Source organism: Variovorax sp. 10N420, assembly GCF_056394705.1.
This window is the reverse complement of record NZ_JBFTIJ010000003.1, coordinates 248,792-266,613: the sequence shown is the minus strand read 5'-3', so window position 1 is coordinate 266,613 and position 17,822 is coordinate 248,792. Positions and strand designations below refer to the sequence as shown.

At 61.7% G+C, this 17,822-nt stretch carries 14 protein-coding genes; 9 read left to right on the top strand and 5 right to left on the bottom strand.

The genetic code is table 11. The annotated features are described in order from the left end of the window. Positions 1–34 precede the first annotated feature (34 nt). The 4 genes from AC1DEK_RS09330 (at position 35) to AC1DEK_RS09315 (ending at position 6,691) form a co-directional block, all read left to right on the top strand. Complete coding sequence (locus tag AC1DEK_RS09330) at positions 35–2,401, top strand: glycosyltransferase (protein ID WP_478124942.1); 2,367 nt, start codon at positions 35–37, stop codon at positions 2,399–2,401. Between the two features lie 359 nt (positions 2,402–2,760). Continuing rightward, positions 2,761–3,546: a glycosyltransferase gene (locus tag AC1DEK_RS09325; protein ID WP_478124941.1), complete on the top strand. Its 786-nt coding sequence runs from the start codon at positions 2,761–2,763 to the stop codon at positions 3,544–3,546. A 45-nt stretch (positions 3,547–3,591) separates the two neighbouring features. Next, positions 3,592–4,548, top strand: coding sequence for a GDP-L-fucose synthase family protein (locus tag AC1DEK_RS09320; protein WP_478124940.1), 957 nt, complete (start codon positions 3,592–3,594; stop codon positions 4,546–4,548). Continuing rightward, positions 4,541–6,691, top strand: a complete 2,151-nt coding sequence (locus AC1DEK_RS09315) for a glycosyltransferase (protein WP_478124939.1) — start codon at positions 4,541–4,543, stop codon at positions 6,689–6,691. The genes AC1DEK_RS09320 and AC1DEK_RS09315 overlap by 8 nt, the downstream gene beginning before the upstream one ends. A gap of 10 nt (positions 6,692–6,701) precedes the next feature. On the opposite strand, the gene AC1DEK_RS09310 is transcribed toward AC1DEK_RS09315, so the two are convergent. Genes AC1DEK_RS09310 through AC1DEK_RS09300 form a run of 3 tightly spaced genes read right to left on the bottom strand, consistent with a single transcriptional unit; the run spans position 6,702 to position 9,638 of the window. Continuing rightward, entirely contained in the window at positions 6,702–7,409 is a 708-nt protein-coding gene (locus AC1DEK_RS09310) for an ABC transporter ATP-binding protein (protein ID WP_478124938.1), read from the bottom strand. A 10-nt stretch (positions 7,410–7,419) separates the two neighbouring features. Then, positions 7,420–8,202, bottom strand: a complete 783-nt coding sequence (locus tag AC1DEK_RS09305) for an ABC transporter permease (protein ID WP_478124937.1) — start codon at positions 8,200–8,202, stop codon at positions 7,420–7,422. Positions 8,203–8,219: 17 nt separating this feature from the next. After that, positions 8,220–9,638: a mannose-1-phosphate guanylyltransferase/mannose-6-phosphate isomerase gene (locus AC1DEK_RS09300; RefSeq protein ID WP_478124936.1), complete on the bottom strand. Its 1,419-nt coding sequence runs from the start codon at positions 9,636–9,638 to the stop codon at positions 8,220–8,222. On the opposite strand from AC1DEK_RS09300, the gene AC1DEK_RS09295 reads away from it, so the two are divergent. Genes AC1DEK_RS09295 through AC1DEK_RS09285 form a run of 3 tightly spaced genes read left to right on the top strand, consistent with a single transcriptional unit; the run spans position 9,553 to position 13,794 of the window. After that, positions 9,553–11,733, top strand: a complete 2,181-nt coding sequence (locus AC1DEK_RS09295) for a glycosyltransferase family 2 protein (RefSeq protein ID WP_478125279.1) — start codon at positions 9,553–9,555, stop codon at positions 11,731–11,733. The two genes, AC1DEK_RS09300 and AC1DEK_RS09295, sit on opposite strands and share 86 nt — an antisense overlap. Further along, positions 11,730–12,722, top strand: a complete 993-nt coding sequence (locus AC1DEK_RS09290; RefSeq protein WP_478124935.1) for a glycosyltransferase family 2 protein — start codon at positions 11,730–11,732, stop codon at positions 12,720–12,722. Before AC1DEK_RS09295 ends, AC1DEK_RS09290 begins: the two co-directional genes overlap by 4 nt. Positions 12,723–12,741: 19 nt before the next feature. Beyond that, positions 12,742–13,794 (top strand): glycosyltransferase family 2 protein, encoded by a 1,053-nt coding sequence (locus AC1DEK_RS09285; RefSeq protein WP_478124934.1) that lies wholly within the window; start codon positions 12,742–12,744, stop codon positions 13,792–13,794. Here AC1DEK_RS09285 and AC1DEK_RS09280 read toward each other — a convergent pair. Then, on the bottom strand, positions 13,776–14,546 hold the full coding sequence (locus tag AC1DEK_RS09280) for a glycosyltransferase family 2 protein (RefSeq protein ID WP_478124933.1): 771 nt from the start codon (positions 14,544–14,546) through the stop codon (positions 13,776–13,778). The genes AC1DEK_RS09285 and AC1DEK_RS09280 overlap by 19 nt on opposite strands. A 44-nt stretch (positions 14,547–14,590) precedes the next feature. Here AC1DEK_RS09280 and AC1DEK_RS09275 point away from each other — a divergent pair, with 44 nt between their 5' ends. Then, positions 14,591–15,685: an MraY family glycosyltransferase gene (locus tag AC1DEK_RS09275; protein WP_478124932.1), complete on the top strand. Its 1,095-nt coding sequence runs from the start codon at positions 14,591–14,593 to the stop codon at positions 15,683–15,685. A 39-nt stretch (positions 15,686–15,724) separates the two neighbouring features. Further along, a complete protein-coding gene (argB, locus tag AC1DEK_RS09270) occupies positions 15,725–16,618 on the top strand; it encodes an acetylglutamate kinase (protein WP_478124931.1) in 894 nt (297 codons plus the stop codon). Positions 16,619–16,745: 127 nt separating this feature from the next. On the opposite strand, the gene galE is transcribed toward argB, so the two are convergent. Continuing rightward, positions 16,746–17,765, bottom strand: a complete 1,020-nt coding sequence (galE, locus tag AC1DEK_RS09265) for a UDP-glucose 4-epimerase GalE (protein WP_478124930.1) — start codon at positions 17,763–17,765, stop codon at positions 16,746–16,748. Positions 17,766–17,822: the final 57 nt, after the last annotated feature.

Here is a 17,822-nt window from a genome sequence, read left to right as displayed (position 1 = left end):
AAAGAATTGAACAATGAGTAATTCGAAGCCGCGCTTGGCGCTGGACATGTATGTACTGGCGCAGGGAGTCAAAACGGGCGTGTATCGCGTATGCGACGAGTTGTTTCCGCGTCTTGCGCAATCTCCAAGACTGGATACGCGCTTGTTCTATAGGGAGGGCGACGAAGAAAGGTCAGCCCACTACATCGCTTCGAGGCGCCTGACTGCTCAGCGCCACCAAACAGGCAACTCGGATCCGTCGCTGGATGCAGACGTTCTGCTGTCGCCTTTTGGCGTAGCCCCTGCGCGCTGGCTGCTCGATCCCGGTGTCTTGCAGGCCCACATTATCTACGACCTGATTGCCATCAAGCGGCCCGACTTTTTTTCCGCCGAGGCAGCCACGGAGGTCCGAAACATCATCGACAGCCTTGACGAGCACACGGTGGTATTCGCAATTTCAGAGTGCACGAAAAAGGACCTTCTGGAACGGCGGCCTGACCTGAGCCCGCGGCAGGTCACAGTTATTCCCTTGGCGGCCGGACCTTCCTTCGTGCCTTGCGAGGACGAAGAGAAACGAGCGTCGGTCCGGGCAAAGTACGGAATCCCTCCCGGCGTTCCGTATGTTCTCAGCCTGGCGACACTCGAGATACGCAAAAATCTCGATCAGGTTGTTCGCGCCTTTGTTCTCCATCTTGAGCAGGACGAATCGAGTGATGCGCATCTTGTCCTCGCGGGAATGTCTGGATGGAAGCTCGAACGCCTCAATGAAGCCCTGGAAAAGGCGGGCAAGTGGCGGTCTCGCATCGTTCTGACAGGGTTTGTCGAAGATGTCGATCTCTCGGCCTTGTACAGCGATGCACTGTGCTTCGTGTACCTGTCGCGATACGAAGGTTTTGGCCTGCCGCCGCTGGAGGCGATGGCTTGCGGCACGCCGGTGATCTGTTCCGACAATTCTTCACTGCCCGAAGTGGTCGGCAATGCCGGAATCATGCTGGACGCGGATGACCTGCAGGGTGCGGCAGATGCAATTCGGCGCATTGCATCGTCGGAGGCGTATCGTCACGAGCTCTCGCAGGCCGGCGTGCAGCGGGCTCGGCTGTTCAGTTGGGACCGTTGCGCGGAAATCGTGACGGAGACCCTCTGTGCCGCGTTTGTTCGGCATGTGGAGCGACCTTCGAATCGCAAGCCACGCACGCTGCTGCCAGGCGCGCAAGCCGCCAGATTTGCCCGAGCCGACGGCATCATCGAGGCGAACTTCATCGACTACCAGAACGGCAGCCGCGGCCCTCATTTCCTGCGGGTCCGCCAGACGGGCGCAAGCCAGCCAAGCCTGAACTGGCCGTCGTGGGTCGATGCCCTGCCTCCCCAGAGAGCTCCTCGCGTCGAAGGCGGGTTGCGGACGCGCGGAATTTTCAAAACGGGCACCGCCGAACTCCCCCTGGTCACCTACGTCACCGTTGTACGCAACAACACAAAGACGCTGGCGCGCACCATCGAGAGCGTGCAAAGCCAGACCTACTCCAACGTTGAGCATGTGGTCCTCGACGGCGCGTCCACGGATGGAACAGTCGATCTGATTCGCCAATACGGCGACCGGATCGACTACTTCGCATCCGAGCCGGACGAGGGGCTCTACCATGCGATCAACAAAGCAATCCCGCTGGCGCGCGGTCAACTCATCTGTGTTCTCAACTCGGATGATTGGCTTGAGCCTGAAGCAGCCGAGATCGCAGTCCATCGTCTTGGAGACTGTTCCGGCGCTGCAATTCTCCTGACGGCCGCTAACGTGCGCGGCGCGGACGTCAGAATGGAGTGGTACCCGGCATTCGTCCATCCTGGCTCGTACTTCATGTGCGCCAATGATTGCCACAACGGCATCTACGCCACGCGAGAAGCCTACGAACGAACGGGCCCCTACGACACTTCCTACAAGATCACCGCCGATTTCAAGTGGATCATGACGTGCATGGAAGTGGAGGCGGCCTTTGTCTATACGAGGGAGGTCACTGTCAACTATTCGCTCGGGGGAACCTCCGGCGACGTGCGTCAGCACAGTATCGAGTGCATGCGGGTCGTGGGCGAGCGCTTTCCGTTCCTATCTCCGACAGACGTGACAGGTCTCTACCACGCGTTCTTCCTCTTTGCGGCCGCTGCGGGCCTTCCGGAGATGCCCTTGAACAGGACCGAGTTCCTCAAGGATGTTTTTGCGCGGCATTCGTCAAACCGAGATTTCATCGAGGCGATGAGTTGGGCGAGCATGGAGACACTCCGCCATCCTGCCGACCTGGAACCAGCGGCCGTTCCAAACGTGCCGGATGCCAAGGGGCTGACTGTCAAGCAAAGCATCAAGGAAGTCCTTCGAAAGTACCCAGGGGCGTTTGCGGTCGCGAAGCGACTGTACGCAACCATGGTCAGAAAGTAAGCCCAGTGGCCCGCATTGCATACGTCGACCATTCCTACCACCGCACAACCAAGTCGACGGCGTTCCTTCCGGAAATCCTGAGGCGGCGAGGTCACCAAGTCGATTGGTTCTGGGACGATGCGTGGCAAGGCGGCGCGCCCGTTGCATGGGAGCAAGTGCGCTCGCATGACGTGGTCATCATGTTCCAGTCCTACTGCCCGCCCGACCAGAGCTATTTCAGGCTGGCGCACCCGAATGTCGTGTACATCCCGATGCTCGACCAATTCGGATTCTGGCAAGGACCCATCTACAACTTGTCCGATTTTTGGGAGCCATTCCAGGGTTCCAAGGTCTTGAATTTCTCGAATGCCGCGCATTGCATGACGACCGGCTTCGGCATCGTGAGCCACTTCGTGCGCTACTACCAGCCGCTGGTGGAACTGCATTCATCGCAGAGGCAGGGCCTTCATGGGTTCTTTTGGGTGCGGCGGGAGGAGCAACTGCCGTGGCGACTGATTCGCCAATTGATCGCCAACACTTCCTTCGACAGCTTTCATATCCATCTTGCCGTGGATCCGGGCACGCCGCCGGCTGAACTGCCTTCCAGCGAGGATTTGGAGCGCCACCACATCACGACCTCCACCTGGTTCGAAGACAAGGCGGAACTGAAAGCAATCATGGAGCGCGCCAACGTCTACTTCGCTCCTCGACTGGAGGAGGGCATCGGACAATCCTTTCTCGAGGCAATGGCCCGGGGGCAGTGCGTCGTGGCACCTGATTTCGGAACCATGAACGAATACATCATCCCCGGATTGAACGGATTGCTCTACGATTTCCAACATCCGCAGCCATTGGATTTCTCCAATATCGCGCAGCTCGGTGCACGCGCCGCCGAAGGCGTCCGGGCTGGACGTCTCGCCTGGGAACAGGCAGAGGAAGACCTGGAGCGATTTATCCTCACCCCGAGCGAGGCGCTCTACGCCGGCAGGTATCAGCACCCCTTCGGCGTCCGTGAAATCGCGGTCGAGGAGGCTCCGCCCGATTCCTCCGACCCTTCGGTCGCAGCGTCGCTTCGCGAAGCATCGCAGCGCTACGCTATCTTCAGGGCGACGCGTCTTGTGTGGCATCCATTGATCAGAATAGTCAGACACATTCGTCGCCTTTGAGCACTGCAAAACCGAGTCGTACTCGGCGAACTACAGAGATTCCAAATGCAAGCAAAAAAAGTATTCGTCGCAGGTCATGCCGGCCTGGTCGGCTCCGCGACGGTTAAGGCCCTGCGCGGCCGTGCCGACGTTCGGATCGTGACCCGCACACATGCGGAGTTGGACCTCGGAGATCGCGATGCCACTCGCGCGTTCTTTCTCGAACAACGGCCGGACCATGTCGTCATGTGCGCGGCCAAGGTTGGAGGCATCCTTGCGAACTCCAAGTTCCCGGTTGACTTCTTGCACGACAACCTGCGCATTCAGCTGAACGTGTTCGATGCGGCGCACGAAGCCGGCATCGACCGGATGATCTTTCTGGGCTCCTCGTGTATTTACCCTCGCGACTGCCCGCAACCCATCAAGGAGGAATACCTTCTTACAGGGCCGCTCGAAGCGACGAATCGTCCTTACGCGCTCGCAAAGATCGCGGGTGTTGAATCGTGCTGGGCGTTCAATCGACAATTCGGCACCCGATACCTCGCAATGATGCCGACCAACATGTACGGCCCTGGTGACAACTACCATCCGGAGCACTCGCACGTGCTTCCGGCTCTCATCCGACGCTTTCATGAGGCGAAGGTGAGGGGCGAGTCTTCCGTCGTAGTGTGGGGTTCGGGCAAGCCGCGTCGGGAGTTTATGTATTCGTCGGACATCGGCGATGCAATCGCGTTCTTGCTCGACCTTCCAGAGGACCGTTTTCGGATGCTCACCAATCCTGACGTCACACCTTTGATCAATGTGGGTGTCGGTGAAGATGTGACCATTCGGGAGGTTGCAGAACTCGTCCGAACGACAGTCGGGTACCCAGGGGAGCTGAAACTGGACGCCACGAAGCCCGACGGAACGCCGCGGAAGCTACTGGACGTGAACAAGCTCGGCGCTTTGGGGTGGAAGGCGAAAACCTCTCTCGAGACGGGTCTTCGTGCCGCATACGCAGATTTCCTGCAGCGGTATGTCTGATCGTGAGATCGCGTGGTATGTGAGAAGGGCCGCCAAGAGCGCCTGGTGGCTCGCCACGCCTTGGCGGATGCCTCAGCGGATGCGATTCCTGCGAGATCGCGCCGCAGCGGAGGCGCGAGACAGGGAGACCGCCATGCTCGTGGACCGTGAGGCTGCCCGGGCGGCCATGGTCCAGCGCAACGTCTCCGTGCCCCCTGCCGATGCTCTCGATCTGTTCGACGACGCGCAGATCACTGACGCGCTAGGCCCTCTTGCCAATGCAAACGCGATGCTGTGGTCGCGCACAGGCGCCTCCGATGTGAAGGACCTTTGGTCTGCGGCACGATTTTGCATCGACCTGTGGCGCAGTCGTCCGGACCTTCGCGCGCAACTCCCCGCTGGCCTTGCTGGTGGCCCGCAAGGCGGCTTGGGCACATGGCTCCGGCAGTCGGGCATCGGAGAACTCGGCCTCGACGCAGGCTGTTGGCAGCATGTCAGCGCCGCATTGAATGCCGACCTTGCTGCGCGCGCGAGACAAAACTTCGTCACGAGCCGCATGCTGATGTCGGTGCTTCCGCACGGCCTCACGCCCGCTGGCCGGCGCGCGCTGTTTCGCTGGTTTGCAGGCTGCGGGCTCGTCGAAATGCGTCTGCGGCCCGAGGAAGTCTGGTGGCTGCTTCTGGAAGCAGAGCGCAATCCCTCACGCGAACTGATGCTGGCTCATGCGTTCACCCCGGCATGGCAGCAACAGCATCCCGACGGCTTGACCGTGTTCGGACGAGACGCCTTCGCCAACTGGTTCTCTTCCGCATACGGCGCTTTGGGGTCCTGGGTCGACCCGTCGAGTTGGCCCGAGTGGGAGGACGCGGCCGATCAAATTCGAGTGAGCTACTCCTGCCGAGAGGCATGGCGCGCGGCCCATCCGAATGCATTGCACGACGAGCGAAGCGCGCGGGCATTGCTTGCGTGGTTGTCCTCCGCTGAAAGCGGGCTTCCGATCGCTGTTTCTGAGTGGTGCCGCGGGGTCGACATCGAAGTCGCCGGCGCCGAACTCGCACGGCTTGGCGTTAACGTGATTGGCCACTTCTGCTATCCGTCAGGGCTTCGGGTATCGGCCGAGTCGATGGTCAAGGCCGTGGGCAAAGTGGGCGTGTCGGTGTCGCTCCGGGATGTTCACACTGATGCAAAAGATGACCCTCACCACGTCGATTTCCGCGGGATGGAATGCCACGACATCACGATCGTCCACACTCAGCCGGAGCCGTTCTTCGACACTGCCTACCAGCGGGCGAGTCTGTTTGAGCGCACACCGCGAACCTATCGCGTGGCTTATTGGTATTGGGAGTTCGATTCCATCCCCGACAGCTGGATCGCCCACGCGCGAAAGGTCGACGAAGTATGGGCCGCCACCGAATTCGTGGCCAAGGGGCTGCGCGAAAAGCTCTCCATTCCAGTTCGCACACTGTTTCCGGGGGTGAAGCTCGCCCCTTTCGAGCGGCGCGGCAAAAAGTACTTTGGCCTGGATGAAGCTCCATTCACATTCCTCTTCACCTTCCACATGATGAGCGTGATGGAGCGCAAGAACCCGCTGGGCCTGATTCGAGCCTTCAAGCAGGCGTTTCGCACGGAAGATGCGGTCCGACTCGTGCTGAAAACCTCTTTCGGCGATCGCCATCCAACCCAGCTTCAGGAGCTGCGCGACGCCGCAGCGGGCGCGAACATCACGGTGATCGACCAAGTGTTCAGCCCGGACGAAGTGCTGTCGCTGATGGATGCCTGCAATGCCTATGTCTCGCTGCATCGCAGCGAAGGTCTCGGCTTGACCATGGCCGAAGCGATGCTGATGGGCAAGCCCGTGATCGCGACCAACTTTTCGGGGAACGTGGACTTCATGGACGAAGGCAACAGTCTGCTCGTGCCGTACGAACTGGTGAAGCTCGGCAAGCCGATTCCGCCCTACGAAGCCGATCTGGAATGGGCGGAGCCATCGATCGAGCAAGCGGCGCAGCTCATGCGCCGTGTCTATGAGGATCAGGACTGGGCGCGCGAAGTGGGCGCCCGGGGCAAGGCAAGTGCGGAAGCCAATTTGTCGCTCGAGGCAGCAGGCCGAAGAATCGCGAGCCGCCTTGCGGAGATCAGGGCACAGAGCGACGCACCCCAGTGAGCTGACGGATCTATTGCTGGACGTCGACGATCCGCCCGTGCTCCATGTGGATCACTCGGTTGCATTCCTTGGCAATGAGGCTTGGCGAGTGGGAAGCCAGAACAAGAATGCCGGATTTTGCAACCACGTCCTTCATGCGCTTCTCGGCCTTCTCCGTGAACTCCGCGTCACCCACTGACAGCCATTCATCCATCAGCAGGATGTCGGCCTCGACGCTGGTGGAGATGGAGAAAGCCAAGCGCATCAGCATGCCGGTCGAATAGGTGCGAACCGGCATGTTGACATATTCGCCCAGCCCGCTGAACTCGCAGATCTCAGGGGTGAGCGCATCGATCTGCTTCTTGCTCATACCCATCACCAGGCCGCGAAGCATGATGTTCTCGACACCGGTCGCATCTACTTCGATGCCCAGTGAAGGGTCGATGAGGCTGGAGACCGTTCCTTGGCGGACGAAATCGCCCGACGAAGGCTCATAGACGCCCGCGAGCGTGCGCAGCAAGGTCGACTTGCCAGCGCCGTTGTGCCCGATGAGCCCCAGGCGGTCGCCGCTCTTCAGTTCAAGGTTGATGTTGCTCAGCGCCTGGACGACGTTGACGCCGGTCTCCTTGCCGAAGCGGCCGCCGGTGACGGATGCGGCAAGCGTCTTCTTGAAGGAAGCAGCGCCGGCGCCATAGATTGGGAAGTTGACCGAGACGTTCTTGAGGGAAATGAGGGCCATGTTCTTGTTCTTACAGCCAGTAGACGACCCGGCGGCGGTACTTTGCAAAGAGAAGGCTCGACACCACCAGGGTTGCGGCCGTCCAGGCCAGGATGCCCCACCAGTTGTGGTTTTCGGCCACCCCGCCCATGAGCGGAGTGCGCAAAAGATCGAGCATCTGCGCAAACGGATTCCACAAGATGTACTGGGCGCGGCCAGGCAAGCTCGATGGCAACCAGAAGACGGGCGTCAGGAACATCAACATCTGCATGACGCTGGTGACGATCTGGGTCACGTCGCGAAAGCGCGTGCAGACCAGACCGAGCGCAATGCCTATGCCCTGCGCATTGATGAGCAAAAGCAGGAACGCCGGTACGAAAAGCAGCGCCGACCATGACAGCGTGACGCCGGCCCAGATTGCGACGGGAACATACAGGACGATCTGGTGCGCGAACTGGATGATGTTGCGCGCCATGCTGCGCCAAACGAAAAGGCTGATCGGAAAATAGCCTTGCTTGAGGTAGTTGCCCGAGCTGATGAAAGCGTTGCACGAGTCCATCACCATGCTGGCAAAAAAACCCCAGAAGATGATCCCGAGCGCCAGGTGCGGAAAGAACTTCGAAAGCTCGGTCCCGAACAGGGAGCTGTACAGCGGCCCCATCCCGGCGATCATGGCGCCCATGCTCAGCGTGAGCCACAGCGGGCCCAGCATCGAGCGGCGATAGCGCAGGACGATGTCGAACCACGCAAGGGTCCACCAGATGTCGGTACGGCGGGTGCCTTCCCACCAATCGCCCCAAGCACTGCGATGCAAGTTCGAATGTGCCTGGCTCATACGCGCCCGTACGTGTCGGCCAGCCGAACGATGTCGTCTTCGCCGAGATAGGCGCCACACTGCACTTCGACCAGGATCAGTTCGTCTTCGCCGATGTTCGTCAAACGATGCTTCTCTTTCAGGGGGATATAGCGGTATTCGCCGGGCAATGTCTTGTATTCCTGTTCGCCGACCTGGACCATGGCCGTGCCGCGCACGACCACCCAGTGCTCCGCGCGCTGATGGTGGTACTGAAGCGATAGCGCCTCACCGGGTTTGACGGTGATGCGCTTGACCTTGTAGCCGTCTTCTTCCTTCAGCGAGGCGTAGGTGCCCCACGGGCGATGAACAACGGCCGGCAGGTGGACAGATTCGTGCGACCGGCCCTTCAGTGTATCGACGACGCGCTTGACGTCTTGCGCACTGTCCTTGTGACTGACCAGCAGTGCGTCGGGTGTGTCGACGATGACGAGGTCATGCACGCCGATCGTAGCGACCAGCTTCGGGCCGTGACTGTCGATCTGCACATGGGTGCCTGTGGTATTGATGGCGACCGCGTCTGGCGGCATGGTGTTGCCGCTTGCATCCGGCGTGTGGGCGTTGGCGACCGATGGCCAGGAGCCGACGTCGCTCCAGGCGAATTTTGCCGGCACGACGTGGACGTTGTCCGCGCATTCCATGACGGCGTAGTCAATGCTGATGTCCGGCTGCAATCCGAACGCATGCAGGTCGAACTGGATCGCCTTGCCGGTTGTCTTGGACGAGTCGAGCGCGCGCCGCGCCGCGACGAGCACCTCAGGGGCGCACTTTTCAAAAGCCGCGATGATGGCGTCAGCGGTAAAGCAGAACATGCCGCTGTTCCAGTAGTAGCGGCCGGTGGCCAGGTACTCCTGCGCGGTTTGCAGATCGGGTTTCTCGACGAAGCGCTTGGTGCGTTGGCTTTCGCGAGATGCGTGTTCCACCTCGATATATCCAAAGCCGGTATCCGGGCTCGTGGGACTGATGCCGAAGACGACGAGATTGCCTTGCGTCGCGAGCCGGATGGCCTGGCTTGCGCTGGCGACGAAAGCCTCCACGTCAGGCACGAGGTGATCGGCCGAAAGGACCAGCATGACGGTGTCGCCGCTGAACTGCCTGGTGCATTGGAGCGCTGCGAGCGCGATGGCGGGGGCAGTGTTCCGACCCTTGGGCTCGAGCAGCAAGGTGGTGTCCGGCGGATCGGCCATCTGATTCAGGACGTCGCTCGTCAGGAACTGATGGTCCTTGTTGGTGACGATCATCAGGTCGCCGGTTCCGCATGCCTGTCCGCGTTCCACCGCCTGCTGGAGCAAGGTCGAACCTCCCAGCTTGATGAAAGGCTTGGGGAAGGTCTGGCGCGATGCGGGCCAAAGTCGAGAGCCTGCGCCCCCAGAGAGCACGACGGATAGCAAGCGCATTTTTTTCCTGGAATCTGGACGGGCGATAATTTTACGGGCTGCCCCAGCCTCCCTGACCGTACGCTACGAATCGGCAGCGCCCCGTTTAACACAGAAGCGACAGACAAGCCGCAGATCTCGAGCAATGTTCACCAAGCCAACGCTGCCGACCACGCATGGGTCCGAAGCCCGTCGCACGCAAAGAGCGGGTCCGGACAGCGCCCAGTTGAATAGCCGGATTCGTGCCTTGCAGACGCAGGTGAGCGGACTCGAGGGTGAGATCCGCGCATTGCGCGAATCGACGAGCTGGCGGATGTCTGCACCGATACGGTGGCTCCGCCGACAGCTGAACGGCCGGAAGTCACTCCTTGATCCGGCGAGCATTCGGCGATCTGAAAGCTATGCGGAGTGGGCTCGGCTCTACGACTTGATGGCCGAAGGTGAGGCAGATCGATTCTGTGTGGAGATGGCTACCCGCGCCGAGCGGCCGGTGCTGTCGGTCGTCATGGTCGCTTCGTCCGACGGCCTGCCTCGGTTGGCCTCAACAGTGAATTCCATCCTGTTGCAGGCCTATCAGGACCGAGAGATGGTGATTGCCCTTGAGAGAGGCGATGTCCCCCGGGCTGAAGCGATTCTTCCAAGCAAGGCCTTGAAAGAAGGGCGCATCAAGCTGCACCCGTGCCGGCCGGGCTTTTCAAAGGCGGAGGCATTGAACAGCGCCTTGGGCACTACTTCCGGGGACTGGATTGTTCTTCTCGAGCCCGGCGACGTGCTGCCTCGGTACGCGCTATGCCACGTCGCCGCTGAGATCCACAGCCATGCTGACGCAAGGATCGTCTATTCAGATGAGGACACCTTGGATGACCAAGGCGGGCGCATCGAACCGTTGTTCAAGCCCGATTGGAACGTCGAGTTGTTCTACTCGCAGAATTTGGCTTCGCACCTGGCGGTTTTCTCGAAAGGCTTGCTCGGTGAAGTCGATGGCTTTCGTGAAGATGCCGGCGCAGCGGCTGTGTACGACCTCGTCCTCCGTAGCGCCGAGAGGTTGAGGCCGATGCAAATCCGCCATATACCCCGGGTCCTGTGCCACAGGCCGCAAGGCGACGATGGGGTGCTTTCTTCAGCAACTGCAGAGGCCGAGGCGAAGGCGCTCACCGATCATTTCCTTCGCATCGGAACCGCAGCGCGCGTGCTCGATACGGAGAATGGCCGCCGCGTCCACTTTGAGCTTCCGTTGGCCCCTCCACTGGTTTCGCTGATCATCCCCACGCGCAATGGGCTGGATCTGGTCCGCCAATGCATTGAAAGCATCGTCACTGAGACAACCTACCCGAACTACGAAATCCTGCTCGTGGACAACGGCTCGGATGATCCTGCGGCATTGGGGTACTTCGGCGAACTGCAAAAGCAGCCGGGTATCACGGTGATACGCGACGATCGCCCATTCAATTACTCGGCCTTGAACAACCAAGCGGTGCGCCGCGCACGCGGCGAAGTGATCGGGCTGATCAACAATGACATCGAGGTCATTGCTCCCGAATGGCTCAGCGAGATGGTTTCCATTGCGTTGCAGCCCGGCGTCGGTGCCGTGGGCGCCAAGCTGCTCTATCCGGACGAAACGGTGCAGCATGGCGGCGTGCTTCTGGGTGTCGGCGGTGCGACCGGCATCGCGTCTCACGCCCACAAGTTCTTGTCCGCATGGGACCCCGGCTACATGAACCGTTCGATCTCCTTGCAGTCCTTCTCGGCCGTGACGGCCGCCTGCCTCGTCGTTCGCAAATCGGCTTATGAGCAGGTCGGTGGCCTGAACGAGGCGGAGCTGAAGGTGGCCTACAACGACGTCGATTTCTGCCTGAAACTGCTCGAAGCCGGGTACCGCAACGTGTGGACGCCGCACGCGCAGCTGTTCCATCACGAGTCCGCAACACGCGGATCGGACTTCTCGCCCGAACGCCGCGAGCTTTTTGACCGGGAGCAGGCCTATATGAGATCGCGTTGGGGCGCGTTGATTGCCAATGACCCCGCCTACAACCCCAACCTGACGGTCTATGCCGAGGACTTTGGCCTCGCGTGGCCTCCACGGGTACCCTGGGTCGCAGGAGCGGCCAAGCCATGATCCTCACCGTTTCCGTCGCTCTCTGCACCTACAACGGCTCTCACTACATCGCCGAGCAAATCCGCAGCATTTGCACGCAGACTTTCCCGCCCATGGAAATTGTCCTGTCTGACGACGCGTCGACTGACGATTGCATCGCAATAGCGCAGGCCACGCTGGATGCCTGCCTCAAAGAGCGCCCGGGCCTGGACATCGGCCTGCGCATCCTCCGCAACGTCAAGTCCTTGCGCGTCACCAAGAACTTCGAGCAAGCCGTCAGCGCTTGCACCGGCGACCTCATCGCCCTGAGCGATCAGGACGACGTCTGGGTCCCTGATCGGCTCGCAAAAATGGTCGCCGAGTTCGAGAAGCGCCCCGATCTGCTCCTGCTGCACAGCGACGCGCGCCTGGTCGACGACGACCGAAACGATCTCGGCCAGTCGCTTTTCCACGCGCTCGAGGTCAAGCGCTTCGAACTCGAATGGCTGCATAGCGGCCGAGCTTTCGACGTCTTCCTGCGCCGCAACCTGGCAACCGGCGCGACAACGGTGTTTCGCCGCTCATTGCTCGCGCACGCCCTGACGTTCCCCAAGGAATGGCTTCACGATGAATGGCTGGCGATCGTCGCTTCTGCCGTCGGGCGCGTCGACGTGATGGAGGACCCCTTGATCGAGTACCGCCAGCACCAGAACAACCAGATCGGTGCGCGCCGGGACACTTTCATGGGCAAGGTCAAAAAGGCGCTGGCATCCCGCGGCGATACCCATGTGAACCGCGCGAAGAAGGCCGAATTGCTGCTCGACCGGCTGCTGTCGTTGGGCGATCTCGTCGCACCGGATACCATCCGCAAGCTGCGCGACAAGCTGGAGCACCAACGGTTCCGGGCAGCGCTTCCGCGGTCGCGGGTGGCGCGCTGTGTGCCTGTGCTCCGCGAAGCCTTGACCGGCCGCTATAACAAGTTCGGCCGCGGCGCGCGCGGTGTGGTGCGCGACCTGTTTGAATCCGTCTGAAGAACCATCCGGCCCTCGAATGCACGACACGCAAGCCTTCAACAACGCCGCCGAGCCTTCGGTGGTGGTCGTCATTCCGTTCTACAACGGAGCCGATTTCATCGAGCGGTCGGTCAGGAGCGTCTTCAACCAGACGGTGTCCGCCCATGAGGTGATCGTCGTCAATGACGGCTCGCGCCCTGAAGAACGCGAGGCACTCGGCGCCCTGAGTGCCCGCTATCCATTCCGGATCGTCGACAAGGAAAACGGCGGGCAAGGCTCCGCGCGCAATGCGGGCGTCGCTGCTTCGACGGCCGATTTCATCTGCTTCCTGGACCAGGACGATTTTTATCTTCCGAACCACATCGAGGTGCTGGCCCGGGCGATTCCGCACGATGACGCTCGTTTTGGCTTCGTCTATGCCGACCTTTATGAAGCGGACGTGGACGGCAACGTCGTCAGCACCGAACTGGTCAAGGAGCACTCCAAGACCAACCCGAAGACGAGCATCTTCGATCTGCTGCGCAACGATATGTTCGTGCTGCCCTCGGCCACGCTGGTGAGCCGTGCGGCCTTCGATGCGGTTGGCGGATTCGACTCCCAGTTCATGGGATTCGAGGATGACGACCTGTTCATGCGCATCTTCCGCAAGGGCTACAGCAACTATTTTCTGGATCGCGCGGTGACGGTCTGGTGCATTCACACCGAGAGCACGTCTTTCGGCATCCGGATGATTCGAAGCCGCTATCGCTTCTTCAAGAAGCTCGCGGCGACCTTTCCGGACGAGCCGAAGCGCGGGCGCTTCTACCTTCGCGACTACCTGATGCCGCGATTCGGCAAGCTTTTCGTGGACCATGCGATCCAGGCGATCAAGCTCGACAACGAGTACAGGGGCGAGATGTTCGCGCACCTGGACGACTATGTCCTGATGGTGACGACCAATCCGTATGTCGGCTGGCGCGCCAAGACCAAGCTGCGGATCACGCGGTTCCTCCTGGCGCACAGTTCGCCCGGGTTCGTGCGGGCGGTGGGCGCCGCGACCAAGTTTCCCCTGATCCGCGGCTTTCGGCGGCTCTACCGCGCCGAGAGCTGACCGCTTCGCAGTGCTTGGCGAAATCGCCAGAACGCGGGCGAACTCCACACCTTGAGCAGGCTGGTGATGTGCCAATAGAGGTGCTTTGCATCCGTGCGGCTCGCGCGTCGGGCGTCGTGCCGAGCCAGCAGATCTTCGGCGACCTGCAGCGTCCAGCCCGCAAGTTGCGTGCGGGCGCAGATGTCGAAGTCTTCGCCGTACATGAAGAAGCGCTCGTCGAAGCCGCCGATGGTGCGGAAAGCCTCGCTCCGAAACAGCATGAAAAGCCCGGGAATCCAGTGCGGCACGGCAGGGCGGATATAGCCCGGCCGCTTGCGTGCGACGATTTCGTGCGGCGTGATGATGGCCCGATGCTGTTCAGGCGCCGGCTTGCCGGGCTCGAGGATGCGTGGTGTCAGCAGTCCACTGCGGGGGCTCGCCTGGGCGAGCAGCGGGGCCAGCACGTCGGCGTCGAAGCGAATGTCCGGATTCAGCACCAGAAACCAAGGCGTCGCGCAGTGCGCAAAGGCGCTGTTGTGATTCGCGCCGAAGCCCCTCGGTGCCGCGTTCTCGATGCGCTCGATCTCGAAGCCCCACGTCGCGCCCGCCAGCAGGTCGGCTTCGGGGATGTTGATCGTCAGCACGACCTTGGCGACCATGCCGCTGCTGAAGCGGTCGAGCTCCTCGATCAACGGGCGAACGAGCGCCAGTTGGCCGTGGCTCACGATCGAGACGGTGACGGGTTTGGGCTGTCCGGATGAGGGCGTGGGCATGGTCTAATTTCGCCCGGGGATTCTAGGGTTCCCGCTCCACACCCATGATTGCACTGATCGTCATCAGCTTCCTCATCTCCGCCATCGGCGTTCAGATCTTCATGCGCCGCGCGCGCCGCCATGCGAGGCGCTACGCGGCCGACATGCCGCAGCGTTTTCACAGGGGCCATGTGCCGCGACTGGGCGGTGCGGGCATCCTCCTCGGGATGGGCATTGCGTGGTTGGTCGCCGGCATCAGTTCCGATCCATTCAATGTGTCCTGGCCACTCAAGACCTCCGGCTTGACGCTGCTTTGCCTCGCTCCGGCTGCCCTCGGCGGCATCGTGGAGGATGTGACGCAGAGAGTCTCGGTGCGCTATCGGCTCGGTCTCACCATCGGCTCGGCGCTTCTGGTGTGCTGGGTGCTGCACCTGGGGGTGGCCCGCACCGGTTTCCCAATGATCGATGGCTGGCTGCAGGCCGCGCCGTTCGCGGCGATGGTGTTCGCGGCGCTTGCCATCGGCGGTCTTCCGCACGCCTTCAACATCATCGACGGGTACAACGGCTTGGCCGGTACGGTCGCGGTGCTGGTCTGCCTCGCGATTTCGCACGTGGCCCTTCAGGTCGGTGACCGGCAACTCGCAGCGATGGTGATGTGCCTGGTCGGCGCCACGCTCGGCTTTCTCATCTGGAACTACCCGCGCGGCAAGATCTTCGCCGGCGACGGCGGTGCCTATGTCTGGGGCATGGTGATTGCCGTGGCCGCGGTGACGCTGGTTCAGCGCCACCGGGTCGTCTCGCCGTGGTTCCCGATGTTGCTGCTGATCTATCCGGTGTGGGAGACGGTCTTTTCCATCTACCGGAAGGTCGCTCGCGGCCAGTCGCCGGGCATGGCGGACGCGCTTCACTTTCACCAGCTGATCTTCCGGCGCATCGTGCGCGTAGCCTTTGCCGACGACGAAGCGCGGCAACTGCTGGCGCGTAACAACAGGACGTCGCCGTATCTCTGGATCTTCGCGGCGCTGACGGTGGTGCCTGCCGTGCTGTTCTGGAACAACACTCCGGTGCTGATCGCGTTCTGTGCGTTGTTCGTCGCGACTTACGTGGCCGCCTATCTCATGATCGTGAGATTCAAGGTGCCTCGCTGGCTGCGACCGTGAGCCACAATTGTCCCAACCCGTCTTTTTGATCGTCCAAACATGCCCGATCCAATCGTCAATATTCCGCCCCGCGACAAGGCAGAGATCCTGGCCCAGGCGCTGCCCTACATCCGCAAGTTCCACGGCAAGACCATCGTCATCAAGTACGGCGGCAACGCCATGACGGACCCCGAGCTTCAGGCCGACTTTGCAGAGGATGTGGTGCTGCTCAAGCTGGTCGGCATGAACCCGGTGGTAGTGCATGGCGGTGGTCCGCAGATCGAGGCGGCGCTCAACCGGCTCGGCAAGAAGGGGCACTTCATCCAGGGCATGCGGGTGACGGACTCCGAAACCATGGAAGTTGTCGAGTGGGTGCTGGCCGGCGAAGTGCAGCAGGACATCGTCGGGCTCATCAACCAGGCCGGCGGCAAGGCGGTGGGGCTGACGGGGCGTGACGGCGGGCTCATTCGCGCGCAGAAGCTCAAGATGGCCGACCGGAACGATCCCAGCCTCGAGCATGACGTGGGGCAGGTCGGCGACATCGTCTCGATCGACCCGAGCGTGGTCAAGGCGTTGCAGGACGATGCCTTCATCCCGGTCGTGAGCCCCATCGGGTTCGGAGAGCAAAACGAAAGCTACAACATCAATGCCGACGTTGTCGCCGGCAAGCTGGCGACCGTGCTCAAGGCCGAAAAGCTGATGATGCTCACCAACACCCCTGGCGTTCTGGACAAGAGCGGCAATTTGCTGACCAACCTGAGCGCGCGCGAGATCGATGAGCTCTTTGCGGATGGCACGATTTCGGGCGGCATGCTGCCGAAGATCGAAGGTGCACTCGATGCCGCCAAGAGCGGCGTGAACGCGGTGCACATCATCGATGGCCGCGTTCCCCATGCAATGCTGCTTGAAATCCTGACTGAGCAGGCTTTCGGGACGATGATCAGGGCGAGGTAGCTGAGCTCGCCCCCAAGCTGCGCGCACTTCGTGTCGCTTCGCCAACCCCCTACCGGGGGCAACACCGGCGGCCTGGCGAAGCCAGTTCCGCGGTGTTTCTGGAAGGGGCGGTGGGTGAGCGAGTGTTTTAGGCTTCGTAGCCGCGGGGGTTGGCTTGTTGCCAGCGCCAGCTGTCGGCGCACATCTGGTCCAGGTTGCGCTGGGCGCGCCAGCCTAGGGTCGACTCCGCCAGCGAAGGATCGCCCCAGTAGGCGGGGACGTCGCCGGGCCGTCTTGGGCCGATCTCGTAGGGAATGCGGCGGCCGCTGGCGCGTTCGAATGCGTTGACGACCTGGAGGACTGAGGCGCCTTGGCCGGTGCCGAGGTTGAGCTTGAGCAATCCTGGTTTTTGCTCGGCGTGGCGCAATGCCGCGACGTGGCCTTCGGCCAGGTCCATGACGTGCACGTAGTCGCGGACGCCGGTGCCGTCGGGGGTGGGGTAGTCGCCGCCGTGGATGGCGAGTTTGTCGCGCAGGCCGACGGCGACCTGGGAGACGAAGGGCATCAGGTTGTTCGGCTTGCCTTGGGGATGTTCGCCGATGAGGCCGCTGTCGTGCGCGCCGACGGGATTGAAATAGCGCAGGAGCGCGACGCTCCAGGTGGGTCGGGCGTACTGCAGGTCCGAAAGCGCTTCTTCGACCATGAGCTTGGAGCGTCCGTAGGGGTTGGCCGGGCGCAGAGGCGCGTCTTCCGGGATCGGGGAACTGTCGGGGTCGCCGTACACCGTGGCGGAGGACGAGAAGATCAGGGTGCGCACGTCCGCAGCCTGCATGGCCGACGCCAGCACGAAGGAGCCGTGGACGTTGTTGTCGTAATAGGTGATCGGATCGGCGACCGAATCGCCGACCGCCTTGAGCCCCGCAAAATGAATCACGCCGCTGATCGCGTGCTCGCGGAAGACGCGGTCGAGTAGTTGCCGTTCGCGCACGTCGCCTTCGATGAAGCGCGGCGCAGTGCCGATGATTCGCTTCAGCCGCTCCAGAACCCGGGCATCGCTGTTGCCGAGATTGTCCAGAATCACGGGGGTGTAGCCGGCCGCGGCGAGCGCTACGCAGGTATGGCTTCCGATGAAGCCGGCACCGCCGGTGACAAGAATGGATGGGCTCATGGCTTTGCTTCGGACGGTGAAATTACCTGTAGATTCTGCGCGACAAGAGGGACTTGC

What these genes read in the sequence shown, in the direction of transcription:
- AC1DEK_RS09280 (WP_478124933.1), bottom strand. Translation starts at nt 14,546, where the DNA reads ATGCCCACGCCCTCATCCGGACAGCCCAAACCCGTCACCGTCTCGATC.
- galE (WP_478124930.1), bottom strand. Translation starts at nt 17,765, where the DNA reads ATGAGCCCATCCATTCTTGTCACCGGCGGTGCCGGCTTCATCGGAAGC.
- AC1DEK_RS09285 (WP_478124934.1), top strand. Translation starts at nt 12,742, where the DNA reads ATGCACGACACGCAAGCCTTCAACAACGCCGCCGAGCCTTCGGTGGTG.
- AC1DEK_RS09320 (WP_478124940.1), top strand. Translation starts at nt 3,592, where the DNA reads ATGCAAGCAAAAAAAGTATTCGTCGCAGGTCATGCCGGCCTGGTCGGC.
- AC1DEK_RS09315 (WP_478124939.1), top strand. Translation starts at nt 4,541, where the DNA reads ATGTCTGATCGTGAGATCGCGTGGTATGTGAGAAGGGCCGCCAAGAGC.
- AC1DEK_RS09300 (WP_478124936.1), bottom strand. Translation starts at nt 9,638, where the DNA reads ATGCGCTTGCTATCCGTCGTGCTCTCTGGGGGCGCAGGCTCTCGACTT.
- AC1DEK_RS09325 (WP_478124941.1), top strand. Translation starts at nt 2,761, where the DNA reads ATGACGACCGGCTTCGGCATCGTGAGCCACTTCGTGCGCTACTACCAG.
- argB (WP_478124931.1), top strand. Translation starts at nt 15,725, where the DNA reads ATGCCCGATCCAATCGTCAATATTCCGCCCCGCGACAAGGCAGAGATC.
- AC1DEK_RS09310 (WP_478124938.1), bottom strand. Translation starts at nt 7,409, where the DNA reads ATGGCCCTCATTTCCCTCAAGAACGTCTCGGTCAACTTCCCAATCTAT.
- AC1DEK_RS09295 (WP_478125279.1), top strand. Translation starts at nt 9,553, where the DNA reads ATGAAAGGCTTGGGGAAGGTCTGGCGCGATGCGGGCCAAAGTCGAGAG.
- AC1DEK_RS09290 (WP_478124935.1), top strand. Translation starts at nt 11,730, where the DNA reads ATGATCCTCACCGTTTCCGTCGCTCTCTGCACCTACAACGGCTCTCAC.
- AC1DEK_RS09275 (WP_478124932.1), top strand. Translation starts at nt 14,591, where the DNA reads ATGATTGCACTGATCGTCATCAGCTTCCTCATCTCCGCCATCGGCGTT.